The sequence below is a fragment of the Caballeronia sp. NCF2 genome, assembly GCF_023631205.1.
GTDB classification, from domain to species: domain Bacteria; phylum Pseudomonadota; class Gammaproteobacteria; order Burkholderiales; family Burkholderiaceae; genus Caballeronia; species Caballeronia zhejiangensis.
This window is the reverse complement of the sequence record NZ_JALQDN010000019.1, coordinates 159893-175484: the sequence shown is the minus strand read 5'-3', so window position 1 is coordinate 175484 and position 15592 is coordinate 159893. Positions and strand designations below refer to the sequence as shown.

16 protein-coding genes are annotated in these 15592 nt (G+C 64.0%); 10 read left to right on the top strand and 6 right to left on the bottom strand.

Annotated elements, in window-relative coordinates:
• Nucleotides 1-69 precede the first annotated feature (69 nt).
• From NCS02_RS09710 to NCS02_RS09665, 10 genes are all read left to right on the top strand, one after another.
• Nucleotides 70-315, top strand: a complete 246-nt coding sequence (locus tag NCS02_RS09710; protein WP_034474291.1) for a hypothetical protein — start codon at nt 70-72, stop codon at nt 313-315.
• Between the two features lie 141 nt (nt 316-456).
• Nucleotides 457-1491 carry a threonine aldolase family protein gene (locus tag NCS02_RS09705; protein ID WP_250523030.1) on the top strand — a complete coding sequence of 345 codons (1035 nt, stop codon included), beginning with the start codon at nt 457-459 and terminating at the stop codon, nt 1489-1491.
• A 65-nt stretch (nt 1492-1556) separates the two neighbouring features.
• A complete protein-coding gene (gbd, locus tag NCS02_RS09700; RefSeq protein WP_250523024.1) occupies nt 1557-2705 on the top strand; it encodes a 4-hydroxybutyrate dehydrogenase in 1149 nt (382 codons plus the stop codon).
• Nucleotides 2706-2708: 3 nt separating this feature from the next.
• Entirely contained in the window at nt 2709-3146 is a 438-nt protein-coding gene (locus NCS02_RS09695) for an acyl-CoA thioesterase (RefSeq protein WP_008341987.1), read from the top strand.
• A gap of 70 nt (nt 3147-3216) precedes the next feature.
• The gene (locus NCS02_RS09690; protein WP_051996832.1) at nt 3217-4098 is read left to right on the top strand and encodes a branched-chain amino acid ABC transporter permease; all 882 of its coding nucleotides are present in this window, start codon (nt 3217-3219) and stop codon (nt 4096-4098) included.
• Nucleotides 4091-5173, top strand: a complete 1083-nt coding sequence (locus NCS02_RS09685) for a branched-chain amino acid ABC transporter permease (protein WP_250523023.1) — start codon at nt 4091-4093, stop codon at nt 5171-5173. Before NCS02_RS09690 ends, NCS02_RS09685 begins: the two co-directional genes overlap by 8 nt.
• Nucleotides 5170-5910 carry an ABC transporter ATP-binding protein gene (locus tag NCS02_RS09680; RefSeq protein ID WP_250523022.1) on the top strand — a complete coding sequence of 247 codons (741 nt, stop codon included), beginning with the start codon at nt 5170-5172 and terminating at the stop codon, nt 5908-5910. Before NCS02_RS09685 ends, NCS02_RS09680 begins: the two co-directional genes overlap by 4 nt.
• On the top strand, nt 5907-6632 hold the full coding sequence (locus tag NCS02_RS09675; RefSeq protein ID WP_250523021.1) for an ABC transporter ATP-binding protein: 726 nt from the start codon (nt 5907-5909) through the stop codon (nt 6630-6632). The genes NCS02_RS09680 and NCS02_RS09675 overlap by 4 nt, the downstream gene beginning before the upstream one ends.
• A gap of 11 nt (nt 6633-6643) precedes the next feature.
• Complete coding sequence (locus NCS02_RS09670; protein WP_250523020.1) at nt 6644-6838, top strand: FitA-like ribbon-helix-helix domain-containing protein; 195 nt, start codon at nt 6644-6646, stop codon at nt 6836-6838.
• On the top strand, nt 6835-7173 hold the full coding sequence (locus NCS02_RS09665) for a PIN domain-containing protein (protein ID WP_250523019.1): 339 nt from the start codon (nt 6835-6837) through the stop codon (nt 7171-7173). Before NCS02_RS09670 ends, NCS02_RS09665 begins: the two co-directional genes overlap by 4 nt.
• Nucleotides 7174-7216: 43 nt before the next feature.
• Here the strand turns inward: NCS02_RS09665 and iolB are convergent, their stop codons facing one another.
• From iolB to NCS02_RS09635, 6 genes are all read right to left on the bottom strand, one after another.
• Nucleotides 7217-8029, bottom strand: a complete 813-nt coding sequence (gene iolB / locus NCS02_RS09660; RefSeq protein WP_008341974.1) for a 5-deoxy-glucuronate isomerase — start codon at nt 8027-8029, stop codon at nt 7217-7219.
• The gene (gene iolE, locus NCS02_RS09655; RefSeq protein WP_250523018.1) at nt 8026-8931 is read right to left on the bottom strand and encodes a myo-inosose-2 dehydratase; all 906 of its coding nucleotides are present in this window, start codon (nt 8929-8931) and stop codon (nt 8026-8028) included. Before iolE ends, iolB begins: the two co-directional genes overlap by 4 nt.
• 682 nt (nt 8932-9613) lie before the next feature.
• On the bottom strand, nt 9614-11497 hold the full coding sequence (iolD, locus tag NCS02_RS09650) for a 3D-(3,5/4)-trihydroxycyclohexane-1,2-dione acylhydrolase (decyclizing) (RefSeq protein WP_250523017.1): 1884 nt from the start codon (nt 11495-11497) through the stop codon (nt 9614-9616).
• Complete coding sequence (locus NCS02_RS09645; RefSeq protein WP_250523016.1) at nt 11494-13485, bottom strand: bifunctional 5-dehydro-2-deoxygluconokinase/5-dehydro-2-deoxyphosphogluconate aldolase; 1992 nt, start codon at nt 13483-13485, stop codon at nt 11494-11496. The genes iolD and NCS02_RS09645 overlap by 4 nt, the downstream gene beginning before the upstream one ends.
• Nucleotides 13486-13498: 13 nt before the next feature.
• Entirely contained in the window at nt 13499-14284 is a 786-nt protein-coding gene (locus tag NCS02_RS09640; RefSeq protein ID WP_008341966.1) for an ATP-binding cassette domain-containing protein, read from the bottom strand.
• Between the two features lie 14 nt (nt 14285-14298).
• Entirely contained in the window at nt 14299-15465 is a 1167-nt protein-coding gene (locus NCS02_RS09635; protein WP_008341964.1) for an ABC transporter permease, read from the bottom strand.
• Between the last annotated feature and the right edge of the window lie 127 nt (nt 15466-15592).

Below are 15592 nucleotides of genomic sequence, written 5' to 3'. Positions count from 1 at the left end.
CTTTACACGCTGTCAGGTATGGCGCGTGCGTCTTCCCGTGAAGTTCCATCAACACAAGGGAGACGACATATGAATCGCAGACTCGCATCGATCATTCTGGCTTCGACGATGCTCGCAGCAACGGGCGCCGCGCAGGCGAAGGGCTGTCTGAAGGGCGCGGCGGTCGGCGGCGTCGCGGGACATGTCGCGGGCGGACATGGCACCGCGGGCGCGATCGGCGGCTGCGCGATCGGCCATCACGAAGCGAACAAGAAGGACAAGAAGGCCCAGGAAGCGCAGCAGGCCAACGCCGCGAGCGCGCCGAACACCAAGTAGGCGCACGCGGTTCGGAAGGCGATGAACCGCTAAAATGGCCCGATTGCCGGCGCGCGCGATGACGTTCGATGTCTTAGCGCCCGCGCGCGCCGCGTTCAAACCGGCCATCACAGCGACCCCATGACAGCGCCCACGGACCCGATCCAACACTTCGCCTCCGACAACTACGCAGGCATCTGCCCGGAAGCGCTCCAAGCGCTGATCCAGGCCAACACGAGCGGCCACGAACCCGCCTATGGCGACGATTCGTGGACCACGCAAGTCTGTGACCGCATCCGCAACCTCTTCCAGACCGATTGCGAAGTCTTTTTCGTCTTCAACGGCACGGCGGCCAATTCGCTCGCGCTCGCGTCGCTCTGTCAGTCGTATCACTCGGTGATCTGCCACGAACTCGCGCATATCGAAACCGATGAATGCGGCGGCCCCGAATTCTTCTCCGGCGGCTCGAAGCTGCTCACCGCGAAGGGCGAGAACGGCAAGCTCACGCCCGACGCGATCGAAGAACTCGTCACGAAGCGCTCGGATATCCACTATCCGAAGCCCAAGGTCGTCTCGCTTACGCAGGCAACGGAAGTCGGCACCGTCTACACCGTCGACGAGATCCGCGCGATCGCGGCCATCGCCAAGCGGCGGCATCTGAAGATCCACATGGACGGCGCGCGTTTCGCGAACGCGGTCGCGACGCTGAACGTGCATCCGTCGGAGATCACGTGGCGCGCGGGCGTCGATGTGCTGTGCTTCGGCGGCACGAAAAACGGTCTGCCGGTGGGTGAGGCGGTCGTGTTCTTCGACAAGGCGCTCGCCGCCGATTTTGCCTATCGCCTGAAGCAGGCCGGGCAACTCGCCTCGAAGATGCGCTTCATTTCCGCGCCGTGGCTCGGTCTGCTCGACGACGACGTCTGGCTGCGCAACGCGCGTCACGCGAACGCGATGGCATCGCTGATGGCCGAGCGCCTCGCCGGCATTCCGGGCGTGTCGCTGCTCTTCAAGCCCGAATCGAACGCGGTGTTCGCGGAGTTGCCGGCGCACGTCGCGGCGGCGCTGCGCGCGAAGGGCTGGCGCTTCTATCAGTTCATCGGCTCGGGCGGCTGCCGTCTGATGTGCGCGTGGGATACGCAGCGGGGGACCGTCGAGCGCTTCGTCGATGAAGTGCGCGCCTTGTCGGCGTCGATCTAACCCCGATTGACACTTCCGGCGTGCGGTTTCAACATGGCCGCACCTCTTTTATCGACGCTGACGCCATGGCCTTCATCTTCTATCTGACCCACATTCATCTCGGCTACGACGCGCTACAGACGCTGCAAAGCGAATGCGCGCGCATCGGGATGAAGCGTCCGCTCGTCATCACCGATAAAGGCGTGAAGGCGGCGGGGCTTGCCGATCGCGTGATCGAAAGCGCGCGGCTCGGCGCGCTGCCGGTGTTCGACGACACGCCGTCGAATCCGACCGAAGCGATGGTCATGCAAGCCGCCGCGCAATACAAGCGCGAAGGCTGCGACGGCCTGATCGCGGTGGGCGGCGGCTCATCGATCGATCTGGCGAAGGGCGTGGCGATTGCCGCGACGCACGACGAGCCGCTCACGACCTACGCGACGATCGAAGGCGGCAGCGGCAAGATCACCGAGCGCGCGGCGCCGCTGATCGCGGTGCCGACCACGTCGGGCACGGGCAGCGAAGTGGCGCGCGGCGCGATCATCATCCTGAACGACGGGCGCAAGCTCGGCTTCCATTCGTGGCATCTGCTGCCGAAATCGGCGGTCTGCGATCCCTCGCTCACGCTCGGCCTGCCGCCGTCGCTCACCGCCGCGACCGGCATGGACGCGATCGCGCATTGCATCGAAACGTTTCTCGCGCCCGCGTTCAATCCGCCCGCCGACGGCATCGCGCTCGATGGACTCGAACGCGCGTGGGCCAACATCGAGCGCGCGACGCACGACGGCCAGGACCGCGACGCGCGTCTGAACATGATGTCCGCGTCGATGCAGGGCGCGATGGCGTTCCAGAAGGGCCTCGGCTGCGTGCATTCGCTGTCGCATCCGCTGGGCGGGCTGGCGGTGAACGGACGCACGTCGCTGCATCACGGCACGCTGAACGCGGTGGTCTTGCCTGCCGTGCTGCGCTTCAACGAAAGCGCGCCGACGGTCGTCGCGGACCGGCGTTTCGCGCGCATGCGCCGCGTGATGAATCTCCCCGATAACGCCGATGTCGCGCAAGCCGTGCACGACATGACCGCGCGCCTCGGCCTGCCGACGCGTCTGTCGCAGATGGGCGTCGACGAAAGCATGTTCGACAAGGTCGTGAAGGGCGCGCTCGCGGATCACTGCCACAAGACGAACCCGCGCGAGGCGAGCGCCGACGATTATCGACGCATGCTGATGGAGTCTCTCTGAGCGATGAGCAAGCCGGTCCCGACCACGCGCGCCGATTACGCGCACTTCCTGCCGATCAGCACGCGCTGGTCGGATAACGACGTCTACGGCCACATCAACAACGTCGTCTACTACAGCTACTTCGATACGGTCGTGAACGAGTATCTGCTGCGCGCGGGCGTGCTCGATTTCAGCGAGGGCGCAACCATCGGCCTCGTCGTCGAGACGCGCTGCAATTTCTTCGCGCCGGTCGTGTTTCCCGAACCGATCGAGGCGGGCTTGCGCGTCGAGAAGCTCGGCAATACGAGCGTGCGCTACGAAGTCGCGATCTTCACGCAAGGCGCGGACGAAGCCGCCGCGCAGGGGCATTTCGTGCATGTCTACGTGGATCGCGTGACGCGCAGGCCGGTACCGTTGCCCGCGCCGCTCGTCGATGCGTTGAAGCCGCTCATCACCGGCTGAGGGTCGCGTTTTGCTTCAGTGGTTTTGCGTGAGTCTGCTCAACGGCGTGAGCGTGGGATTGCTGCTGTTCATGCTGTCGGCGGGACTCACGCTGATTTTCTCGATGCTCGGCGTGCTCAACTTCGCGCACGCGAGTTTCTACATGCTCGGCGCGTATGTCGGGCAGGCGCTCGCCGCGTACGGCGGATTCTGGTTCGCGCTCATCTGTGCGCCATTGATCGTTGGCGTTGCCGGGGCCTTGTTCGAGCGCCTGCTATTGAGGCGCGTCCATGCGCGCGGCGCGCTCGCCGACATGCTGCTGACCTTCGGCGCGGCCATCGTCATCGGCGAGGGCGTGAAGCTCGTCTGGGGACTCGGGCCGTTGCCCGCCGCCGTTCCGCGCGTGCTCGACGGACCGCTTTTCATGCTGTACGGCGCATCGTTCGCGCGCTATCGCGTGTTCATGATGACGGTCGCCGTCGTCATGCTCGGCGCGCTGTGGCTCGTGTTGCGTACATCGAAAACGGGGCTCATCGTGCGCGCGGCGCTTACGCATCCCGCGACCGTCGAAACGCTCGGCCACGATGTGCCGCGCGTCTTCACGATGGTCTTCGCCGCCGGCACCGCGCTCGCCGCGCTCGCTGGCGTGATCGGCGCGCCGCTCGCCGTCATCGAACCGGCGATGGCCGATGCGATGGGCCCGATCGTGTTCGTCGTCGTCGTGATCGGCGGGCTCGGATCGCTCGGCGGCGCGCTCGTCGCGTCGCTTCTGATCGGCTGCGTCCAGACCTTCGCGGTCGGCGCGAGCGCGACGGCGGGCGGCATCGCGGCATCGCTCGGCGTGACCTTGCCGCCTGCGTGGAGCGCGTTGACGGTCGCGCAACTCGCGCCCGTGCTGCCGTATCTGCTGCTCGTCGCGATGTTGGCCGCGCGGCCGCGCGGGCTTTTCGGCGAGCGCACGCGCGATGCTTAAGGTCTTCATCGCGCTGATCGTCGCGCTCGCGCTGCCGCCGCTCGTCGTCGATCAATCGTGGCTGCTCGCGTATCTCGCGCAGACGGCGACGCTCATCGTCCTCGCGCTTTCGTACAACCTGTTGCTCGGCGAGACGGGTTTGCTCTCGTTCGGGCACGCGGTCTATTCGGGTCTCGGCGCGTTCGCCGCCGCGCATGCGTTCGCTCGATTCGGCGTGCCGTTGCCGTTACTGCCGATGATCGGCGGATGCGCGGCGATGCTCGTCGCGGTCGTTTTCGGCGCGATTTCGACACAGCGCGCGGGCACGTCCTTCGCGATGATCACGCTGGGCTTGAGCGAACTCGTCGCCGCATGCGTGTGGCTCGTGCCGGGGTGGTTCGGCGGCGAAGGCGGCGTGACGATCGATCGCGCGAGCGGGCCTTCGTTCTTCGCGATGACCTTCGGGCCGCCGCGCGAGGCGTATGCGTTGATCGCGTGCTGGTGCGTGATATCGGCGGTCGCGATGTTCGCGTTTTCGCGCACGCCGATGTGCCGTCTCGCCAACGCCGTGCGCGACAATCCCGCGCGCGCCGCCGCGATCGGCTTCGCGCCCGCGCGCGTGCGCCTGCACGTGTTGAACGTGTCGGCGTTTTTCGCGGGCATCGCGGGCGTGCTGGCGTTGATCAACGTCGAGCTGGTGTCGTCGGAGAGCGTCGGTCTCGCGCGATCGACGAGCGCGCTCGTCGCGACCGTCATCGGCGGCGCGGGCACGTTCGCCGGGCCGATCGTCGGCGCGGTGCTGCTCACGTTCTTCAGCGTCGGGCTCGCGAGCGTCAGCACCGCGTGGCCGATGTATCTCGGGCTCTTGTTCATGTGGGTCGTCGTGGCCGCGCCGGAAGGCGTCGCGGGCCTCGTTCGGCGCGATGCGCGGTCGTTGTGCATCGGCATGCTGAGCGCGATCGCGTGGGGCGTCGCGGTCGTCGTGCCGGTCGAAGCGCTTTACGCCGGACGAACCGATGCACGCGCGTGGTTCATCGCGTTGCCGTGCGCGTTGCTGGGCTTGTGGCTCGCGCGACGCACGAGGACCGCGCGATGAACGCGGCGCTCGAATTGCATGGCATCGTCAAGCGCTTCGGCGTGACGCGCGTACTGCGCGGCGTCGACTTGCAGGTCGCTGCGGGCGAGCGGCACGCGCTCATCGGACCGAACGGCGCGGGCAAATCCACGCTCTTCGATCTGATCTCGGGACGCACGCGGCCCGACGATGGACGCATCGTCGGGAGCGGAATCGATATCACCGGCAAGCCGCCGCAACGCGTATCGCGCTCGCTTGCCCGCAGCTTTCAGACGACGAGCGTGTTCGGCGGCTTGTCCGTGTTCGAGAACCTGCGTTGCGCGGCGCTCGGCGCGGCATCGTCGCGGCTTGTCGATCGATGGCTGCCTTCGCGACGAATCGACGAACGCGCGCACGCGATGCTCGATGCCATCGGCCTTGCCGCGCGCGCCGACGAACTCGCGGCACGCCTGACGTACGCGGAGCAACGCGCGCTCGATCTGGGCATCGCGCTTGCCACCGATGCGCCGCTGATCTTGCTCGACGAGCCCACCGCCGGCATGAATCGCGCGGAGGCGACTCGCGCGCTCGAACTGATTCGCGCGACGACGGAAGGGCGCACGCTGCTCGTCATCGAACATGACATGGATGCGGTTTTCGGCCTCGCGGATCGCATTTCGGTGCTCGTGCAAGGGCGCGTGATCGCCACCGATACGCCCGCTGCGATACGCGCGAATCGCGCTGTTCAGGACGCGTATCTCGGTGGAGTCGCGTCATGAAGGCGCAGTTGCGTATCGACGATTTGCGCGCGTGGTACGGCGCGGCGCAAGTGCTGCACGGCGTGCACCTGTGCATTGACGAAGGCGAAGCGGTGGCGCTTGTCGGCCGCAACGGATCGGGACGATCGACGCTCGCGAAAGCCATCATGGGACTCGTGCGATGCGCGGGCGACATGCGCTATCGCGATGTTCAGCTCGTCGGCTTGAGGGCGCATCGCATCGCGCGGCTGGGCATTGGTTACGTGCCCGAAACGCGCGATGTGTTCCCTGCGCTCACGGTGCGCGAAAATCTCGTGCTGGGCGAAAGAAGGGGCACGCGTTTTAGGTTGCGCGATGCTTATCGGCTGTTTCCCGTGCTCGAAGAACGCGCGTCGGTGAAGGCGGGCGCGCTGTCGGGCGGCGAGCAGCAGATGCTCGCGCTCGCGCGCACGTTGACGGGCGATCCGTCGCTGGTCGTCATCGACGAACCGGGCGAAGGGCTCGCGCCGCAAGTGCTCGCGCAAGTGGCCGCGTGTCTCGCGATGCTGCGCAACCGCGGCGTCGCGACGCTGCTGATCGAAGAGCGATTGACGATCGCGCGCACGCTCGATGCGCGCGTCGCGGTCATGGGGCATGGGGCGATACAGTTCGATGGGACGATCGAGACGCTCGCGCGCGATGAAGCGATCTCGCGGCAATGGCTGTCGGTCGGTGGGACGTTCGATTCGAGTCAATATGCCTGAAGTTCCTGCGTATGCAGGCAGCGAAGCACGGTCGCTCGATGGAGGAAGAGGCTCGCGACATTCTGCGGACAGCTCTTTGGACAGAACCGGCGCAAGGAAAGATTCTTGTCGAATCGATTCGTGGCCGCATCGATCCGCTTGGCGGAGTCGAGTTGGAGCTTCCCAAGCGCGAGGCGATTCGTAACCCGTCGGGGTTCGATGAATGATCGTTCTAGATACCAACGTCCTTTCCGAGTTGCTGCGTCCGGCGCCGGAACAGCGCGTTTTGACATGGCTCGCCAACGAGCCGCGTTCGGCACTGTTCACCACGACTGTCACGCGTGGAGAAATTCTCTATGGAATATGGTCGATGGCCGCAGGTATCAGGCGGCAGCGCCTATGGGACGCCACGCGGATCATCTTCAGTGAAGATTTCGCTGGCCGTCTGCCGAGTTTCGATAACGATGCAGCCGATGCGTACGCGGAAATTGCTGCGTCGAGAAGAGCATCGGCACCCATTAGTCAGTTCGACGCGACGATCTTCGATCCCTGGAACGCGTAGTGCAGCGAATGCCGCGACATGCGGCATTCGCCTTCCCGCTCGCTTAACCCTGCGCCTTGCTATCCCTCTCCACGATCCACTCATGCTTCGGATCGTTCTTGAAGTGCCACGTCCGCTTGTCGCCGGCCATCACGTTCAGATAGTAGTTATCGTAGCCATACGGCACGACCACCGGATGATACCCACGCGGCACCATGACGACATCGTGATCCTCGACGGCCATCGTTTCATCGAGATCGCGTTCATCGGTATAAACGCGCTGAAACGCGAATCCTTGCGGCGGATTCAGTCGATGGTAATACGTCTCTTCGAGCGAGCTTTCGACGGGCACATTGTCCTGATCGTGCTTGTGCGGCGGATAGCTCGACGCATGTCCGCCCGGCGTGCGCACTTCCACGACCAGCAACGACTCGGCATCTTCCGTTTGCGGAAGAATGTCGCACACGTAGCGCGTATTCGCGTTCTTGCCGCGCGTCGAGCGCTTCATCTGCGATGGCTCGATGAGACGCGGCGGAAACTCGCCCTTCGCGGGCGCGCTCGCGACGCCGATCTGCGCATCGCGTTCCGCACGCACGATGGCGGCGAGCTTCGGCGGCACGTAGACGGCATACGGCGCGGCGTCTTCGAACACGCTGTCGCGCGAGCCGATCGACTGATAATGCTCGTCGCCCGCTTCGACGCTCACCGTGCCCGTTAACACGACGATGCAGCTTTCGCGATCCGCGTCGTAGACATGCACGACATCGCCCGCATTCAGGCGATACGCCGCGAAGCCGACGTGCTTCCAGCCCGCGGAATCGGGCGTGACGCGCGCGATGGTTTGTCCTTCGCGCGATGCTTTCACTAGCAGGCTCATGCTGCCTCCTTGAATGTTGCGTCGACGAGCGTACGCAGCGTGCGATAGCCCTTGTCGGCGTATGCGTAGCTCGGCGCGATCACCGGATCCTGTTCCGCTTCCACGACGAGCCAGCCTTCGTAATCATGCTTCGCGAGACACGCGATGATGCCCGGATAGTCGACGCAGCCATCGCCGGGCACGGAGAACGCGCCGTTGATGACCGCATCGAGAAAGCTCCAGTTGCGATTGCGCGCGAGCTTCACGATTTCGGGGCGCACGTCTTTGCAGTGGACGTGGCATACACGAGCGATGTGCTTTTGCAGCACGCTCAGGGCATCGCCGCCCGCGAACGTGATGTGTCCCGCGTCGAACAGCAGGCCGACCGAATCGTTGGTGAGCGCCATGAGGCGGTCGACGTCGGCGGGCGTTTCGACATACGCGCCCATGTGATGATGATAGGCGACGCGCACGCCGCGCGAGAGGGTGTATTCGGCGAAGCGGTTCAGGCGGTCTGCGTACCCGGTCCATTGCGCATCCGAGAAAAAGCGCGGACGTTGATAGAGCGGTTTTGGCGCGCCCTGGATCGAGTTGGCGACCTCGCCGTAGACCATTACGGTCGCGCCGTTTTGCGCGAGCAGGTCGAGATGGGGGCCCACGGCTTCGATTTCTTCTTCTGCGCTGCGTTCTGCGAGTCGGCCTGAATACCAACCGGAGACTAGCGCTAGCTCGTACTGCGCGAGCAAGGCTTTTAGCGCTTGCGGTTCGCGAGGGAACTTGTTGCCTAGCTCGAAGCCTTCATAGCCGATCTGTTTTCCTTCCGTCAGGGCGGTGGAGAGAGGCGTCTCGCCGCCGAGCGAAGGCAGGTCGTCGTTCATCCATGACAATGGATTGATGCCGATGCGTATCTTTTTCAAAGGCATGATGTTGGGTTCTCCTTTTTGCTTTTTGCTTTCGCTTTCGCCGGATCCCTTATTCGCGTCGGTCTATTAGCACTGCCCCTGTGCGGGGCGGCAGTCACTTTCTTTGCTGCTGCAAAGAAAGTAACCAAAGAAAGCAGCTACTGATACGCCCGCGGTCACACGCAATTTGGGTAGTCCTCTCGTCGTTCGTGGGCTGCCTAAAGAGTGCCCTCATAGGCCCCATCGGGCTTGGCCCGCGCACGGTCTGCCACCTCGCACCACACACCAAACTGGTTCAGCACCAAATAGCTCCAGCCCGCTTCGCGGCCGACCGGTCAATCGGGAATGCGCGTGCTTCGCTACTAACATCTTTATCGCACTGCGCGCGCAAACCGATGGTTTCCCTTGCAGACCCGGCGGCAGCGCGCAGCGCTGTGCCGATACTGTTTCGTGCTGAACCAGCGCGCTCAACGTCTTCGGGCGGCGGACCGTGCGCGAGCCAAGCCCGGTTGGTCCTACGAGGGCACTCTTTAGGCGAGGGCCGCCGTGGACGAGAGAACTACCCAACGTGCGTGTGACCGCGGGCGGTGACGAGCTGCTTTCTTTGGTTACTTTCTTTGCAGCAGCAAAGAAAGTGACTGCCGCCCCGCACAGGGGCAACGCCAATAGACCGACGCGATCACAGGCTTCCATAGAAGCTCAATCAAACACTACGAGCTTTGACGGCCTGCTCATAGGCCTCACGCGCAACGACGACAGCCGCGCGATCCGACACTTCAGGAACGGCGACTTCCCACCACCATCCACCTTCCTCGGTAGTCCTCGAAGGATCCGTATCGATAGAGATGAGATAACTGCGATCCGCCGCCCGCGCGCGCTTCATCGCGACGATAAGCTCATCGATGCTGGAAACATGCTCCGCCAAAGCCCCGAGCGACCGCGCATGCATCGCGAAATCGATCTCCGGCGCCCCAAGCGCGCCCTGCTTGCAATCATCGATGAGATTGTTGAACGGCGCCCCGCCACAAGCCTGCTGCAAGCGATTGATGCACCCGAACCCGCGATTGTCGAGCAACACCACGATCAACTTCGCGCCGAGCATCACCGACGTAGCGAGCTCGCTATTCATCATCAGATACGAGCCGTCGCCGACAATCACGATCACTTCGCGCTCGGGCCGCGCGAGCTTCACGCCCAGTCCGCCCGCGACTTCATAGCCCATGCACGAATAGCCGTATTCGACGTGATAACCGCCCGGCGCGCTGGTGCGCCAGAGCTTCTGCAAATCCGCGGGCAAAGTGCCCGCAGCACACACGACGATATCGTTGGCTGAAGAAGCATCGTCCGAGCGCTGCACCGCGCCGATCACATCGGCTTCGCGCGGCAGCTTGCCATCCGCGACGGGCGTGTTCGTCACATGCGCCACGGTCTCGCGCCATTCATTCGCAAGCCGATGCGCGCGCGTCGTCCATTGCGGCGATGCGTGCCAGTCGCCGAGCGCCTCGGACAACGCTTCCAGCGCGGCACGCGCATCCGCCTGCACGGCGAGCGCGTTCTGCTTGAGCGCATCGAACGGATTCGCATTGACCGCGACAAGCCGCGCCTGCGTGAATAGCGTGTTCGATCCGGTCGTGAAATCCTGCAGACGCGTGCCGATAGCAAGCACGCAATCGCTCGCATGCGCGAGTTCGTTCGCAGCGGTGCCGCCCGTCACGCCGATACCGCCGACGTTCAACGCATCGTCCCAGGCGAGCGCGCCTTTGCCCGCCTGCGTCTCCGCGACGGGCACGCCATGCCTGTGCGCGAACGTGCGCAACGCATCGGTCGCGAGTCCGTACAGCACGCCGCCACCCGATACGATCAACGGCTCGCGCGCTTCACGCAGCATCGCGGCGGCGCGTTCGATCTCGCGCGGAATCGGTGCCGGCGCATGAAACTCGACGGCGCGCGGCTCGAAGAACGAAGCAGGGTAGTCGTACGCCATCGCCTGCACGTCCTGCGGCAACGCGAGCGTGACCGGGCCGCATTGCGCCGCATCGGTGAGCACGCGTATCGCGCGCGGCAATGCGCTCAACAATTGCGCGGGATGCACGATGCGATCGAAGTAACGCGATACCGCCTTCAACGCATCGTTAGCGGAGACGCCGCCATCGTGACCATCCTCCACTTGCTGCAACACCGGATCGGGCGCGCGCGACACGAAGATATCGCCCGGCAACAGCAGTACCGGCAAGCGGTTCACATGCGCGAGCGCGGCCGCCGTCACGAGATTGGTCGCGCCCGGACCGATCGACGTCGTCACCGCCATCATGCGTCGCCGCATATGCGCCTTCGCATACGCGATCGCGCTATGCGCCATCGCCTGCTCGTTGTGCGCGCGATACGTCGGCAATTCATCGCGATGCCGATACAACGCCTCGCCCATGCCCGCGACATTGCCATGCCCGAAGATCGCGAACACGCCGCCGAAAAGCGGCTCGCCGTGTTCGGTGCGAAGCGCCGCGAGATAGCGCACGAGCGCTTGCGCGGCGGTCAGTCGAATGGTCGAACTCACTGCAGTCTCCGATTGCGTTGCACGCTGGTTCATGCGGCTTGCTCCTGTGTCACTCGAAGTTCTGCGCCCGAAGACGAACGCGCCTCGCGCCATGCATCGATCAGCGCTTCGAACGTGCGTCGCACGCGCGCGATCAATTCGCGGTCGTCGATCTCATTGGCGAGCCACGCATGACTCGGCTCATGAAAAATCGTGCGCCCGACGGTGAAGCCCTTGCACGTCGTCGAGGATGCCGCCGCTGCGAAGCCTTCACGCAACTGATCGACGCCCGCCGACAAGCCCAGCAGCACGACGCCACGGCAATACGGATCGCGCTGCGCAATCAGCGCATCGATGGCTTGCCATTGCTTCGCGCTCATCGGTTCGAGCTTCCACCATTCCGGATAGATGCCGAGGTTATAAAGACGCTTCAACGCACGATGCACGGTGTCGTCTTCAATCGGTGGCCCGTTCTTCGGCACGATCACTTCGAGCAGCAGTTCGTTGCCGCTTTCCTGAACGGCATCGTAGAGCGCGCGCAACTGCGCTTCCTGTTCGAGACGCACGTCATGCGGATGATCGGGGTGATATTGAACGAGACACTTCGCGACCTGCTCGCGCGGCCACTGCACGAGCGTCGTGCCGATGGAGCGGCCATGATCGAATTCGAGCGGCATCGAGCCGGGCAATTCGACCGGCCGGCCGATCCACCAGCCGCGTCCCGTCGCCGCGTTCAACGCATCTTGCCCGTAGCGATCGTCGATCAGCACGCCAATGCGTCCTTCGAGCGCGAGTTCTTTCTCCGTCTGTGCAACGGCTTCGACGAACAGGTTTTTCAACGTCGAGATGCGCGCTTCGCTCGCGCCCGTTTGCTGCGCGAGATCGAAGAACTGATTGCGATGATCGAACGCGAAGCCGAGCACTTCGTCCCATTGCTTGCGCTTCGGACTCACGCGATGCAGACGCGCGAGCTTTGCATCGCGATCGGGGCGGCGCATGCGCGCGGGGTCTTCCTTCGCCGCGGCGAGAAAGTAATCGAGCTCGGCGGGCGTGGGCATCGCGGGCGCGCAGCCGTGACGCGACACGACGAGCGCGCCGCATGCATTGGCCGTTCGCGCGCAGGCTTCGAGCGGCTCGTCGCGCAGCCATCCCGACAAGAAGCCTGAAGCGAACGCGTCGCCGGCGCCGAGCACGTTGAGCACTTCCACTTCGACGCCGCCATGAACCGGCGCATCGTCGATGGACGACGGCACCGCGCCTTCGATGATCGAACAGCCGAGCGGCCCGCGCTTCACGACGAGCGTCGCGCTCGTGACCTTGCGGACCATCGCGAGCGCATCGATCAGACGGTCCTTGCCGCCCGCGATGCGAAATTCTTCTTCCGTGCCGATGACGAGATCGATCAACGGCAGAATGCGCTGCAAATGCGCAGTGACGCCTTCATTCGCGATGAAGCGCGTCTCGCCATCCGCCTTGCCCGTGAGACCCCACAAGACAGGCCGATAGTCGATGTCGAGAATCGTGCGAACGTCGTTGCTTCGCGCGTAGTCGAGCGCGCGACGGCTCGTGCGGTTCACCTGTTCCGTCGAGAAGTGCGTGCCCGTAATGAGCAGCGCCTTCGATGACGCGATATACGCTTCATCGAAATCGTTTTCGTCGACGGCCATGTCCGCGCAGTTCTCGCGATAGAACACGAGCGGAAACGTGTCGCGGTCTTCGAGGCCGAGCAGCACGAGCGCGGTGAGCCGGTCACGATCGATGCGAACGTGACTCACATCGCAGCCTTCGCGTTCGAGCGTCTCCGTGAGAAAGCGCCCCATGTGATCGTTGCCGACGCGCGCGAGCATCGACGCATTCAGCCCGAGCCGCGCGCAGCCGAACGCGATGTTCGCCGACGAGCCGCCGAGATACTTCGCGAACGTCGATACATCTTCGAGCCGCGCGCCGACATTTTGCGCATAGAGATCGACGGCGAGGCGGCCGAGACACACGATATCGCGCGTGCGATCCGGCGCGAAGCGAGAGGGATTTTGCGTTGGCATGGATTCAATGTCCTCAGATCGTCGCGCCTTCGAGTTCGGTCATCATCTGCTGCATTTCTGCGCCGCCCGCCATCATGTCGAGCACTTCGTTCTTGCTGATGTTGTCCTTGGTGAACGTGCCCATCGAGCGGCCGCGATTGAGCAGCGTGAACGAATCGCCGATCGGATAGGCATGGTGAACGTTGTGCGTGATGAAGATCACCGAGATGCCTTTTTCGCGCGCCTTGTGGATGAGCTTCAACACATTGAAGCTCTGCTTCACGCCGAGCGCGGCGGTCGGTTCGTCGAGGATCAGCACGCGCGCGCCGAAGTGAATCGCGCGGGCAATCGCGAGACATTGCTTCTCGCCGCCGGACATCGTGCCGATCGGCTGATGCGGATCGCGCACATTGATGCCCATTTCGGCGAGCTTGGCGCGCGACGTTTCGGCGGCGAGATCGAGGTCCATCACGCTGATGCCGAAGCGCTTCTTTTGCGGCTCGCGTCCCATGAAGAAGTTGCGCGCCACCGATAGCAACGGCACGAGCGCGAGATCCTGATACACGGTCGCGATACCGAGATCGAGCGCTTCTTTCGGCGAGTCGAAATGCACGGGGTTGCCATCGACGAGATAGTCGCCGGAAGAGGGCTGATGCACGCCTGCGAGCGTCTTGATGAGTGTCGATTTGCCGGCGCCGTTATCGCCGAGCAGACAATGCACTTCACCGCGTTTGAGCCGCAACGTGACGCCGTTCAGCGCGATCACCTTGCCGAAGAACTTGCTGACGTTTTCGAGCGCGAGGATGTTGTCGTCTTGCATGATCGTTGCTCCTCTCATTGAGCCTGGGACACGCGGCGGCGCACGTAGTGATTGAAGAGCACGGCGATGAGCAGCATCACGCCAAGGAATACGCGGAACCAGTCCGAGCTCACGTTCGTATAAGTGATGCCGATCTGCACGACACCGAAGATCAGGGCACCGAAACATGCGCCGACGACCGATCCGTAACCGCCCGTCAGCAAGGTGCCGCCGATGACCGCCGCGATGATCGCTTCGAATTCCTTCTGCAAGCCGCGATCCGCCGCCGCCGAGCCGATATCGCACACTTGCAGCACGGCGAAGAGGCACGAGCAGAACGCGGTGAGCACGAAGAGCGATATCTTCACGCGCTTCACTGGCACGCCGACGTTCTTCGCGGCATTCGCATCGCCGCCGACCGCGAGAATCCAGTTGCCGTAGCGCGTCTTGGCGAGCACGAACGCGCCGACCGCCGCGAGCGCGAGCCACCAGATGATGACTTTCGGAATGCCCGGCACGAGCGGCTGGCCGCTGTCGAGCAGCTTGCCGATGCCCATGTGCGCGAGCCAGGTGAACAGGCCGTGAAACGCGACGCCATGAAAGAGCGTGTCGGCGATGGGATCGGCCTGGGCCAGATCGCCGACACCCGAGATGATGGTGCGGTCCGCGAACATGATCGACAGCGCGAGCGTGAGGCCGCGCAGAATGAACAGGAACGCGAGCGTGACGATGAACGACGGCAGGCGCGTGCGCATGACGAGATAGCCATTCAATGCGCCGAGCAGCATCGACATGACGAACGCGAAGAGAATCGAAAGGGATAGCGGCCAATGAAAATAGACCGCCGGCAACGCGACCATCATGCCCGCGAAGCCGATCATCGAGCCGATGGACAAGTCGAACTCGCCCGCGATCATGAGCAGACACGCGCCGACCGCGAGCAGGCCGAGATAGGCGGCCACTTGCGACCAGTTCATCACGCCGTCGAGGTTGAACATGCCCGACGATCCCGCGCCGAAGCCGAACACGATGAAGACGAGCACGGTGCCGGAAATGGCCGCGAACTCCGGGCGATTCAGCAAATGACCGAACCACGACGTGTGGCGTACGCGCTCATCCGAGGGCTTGGCCTGGTCAGGTGTTTCAGCGTTGTCCTGCTGACGGTTCACGTGAGGAGGGTAGTGTTTGCCGGCTACGCCCATGATGGCTCCTTGAGACTCGATGTCGATGCGGTACCGATGCGCGCGTCGCCGCCGCGTCCGCGAACGGACGCAGCAAGGCGCGCTGAACGTCGATAAAAGCGGGCGGTGCGCGAAGCGCCGCCCGAAT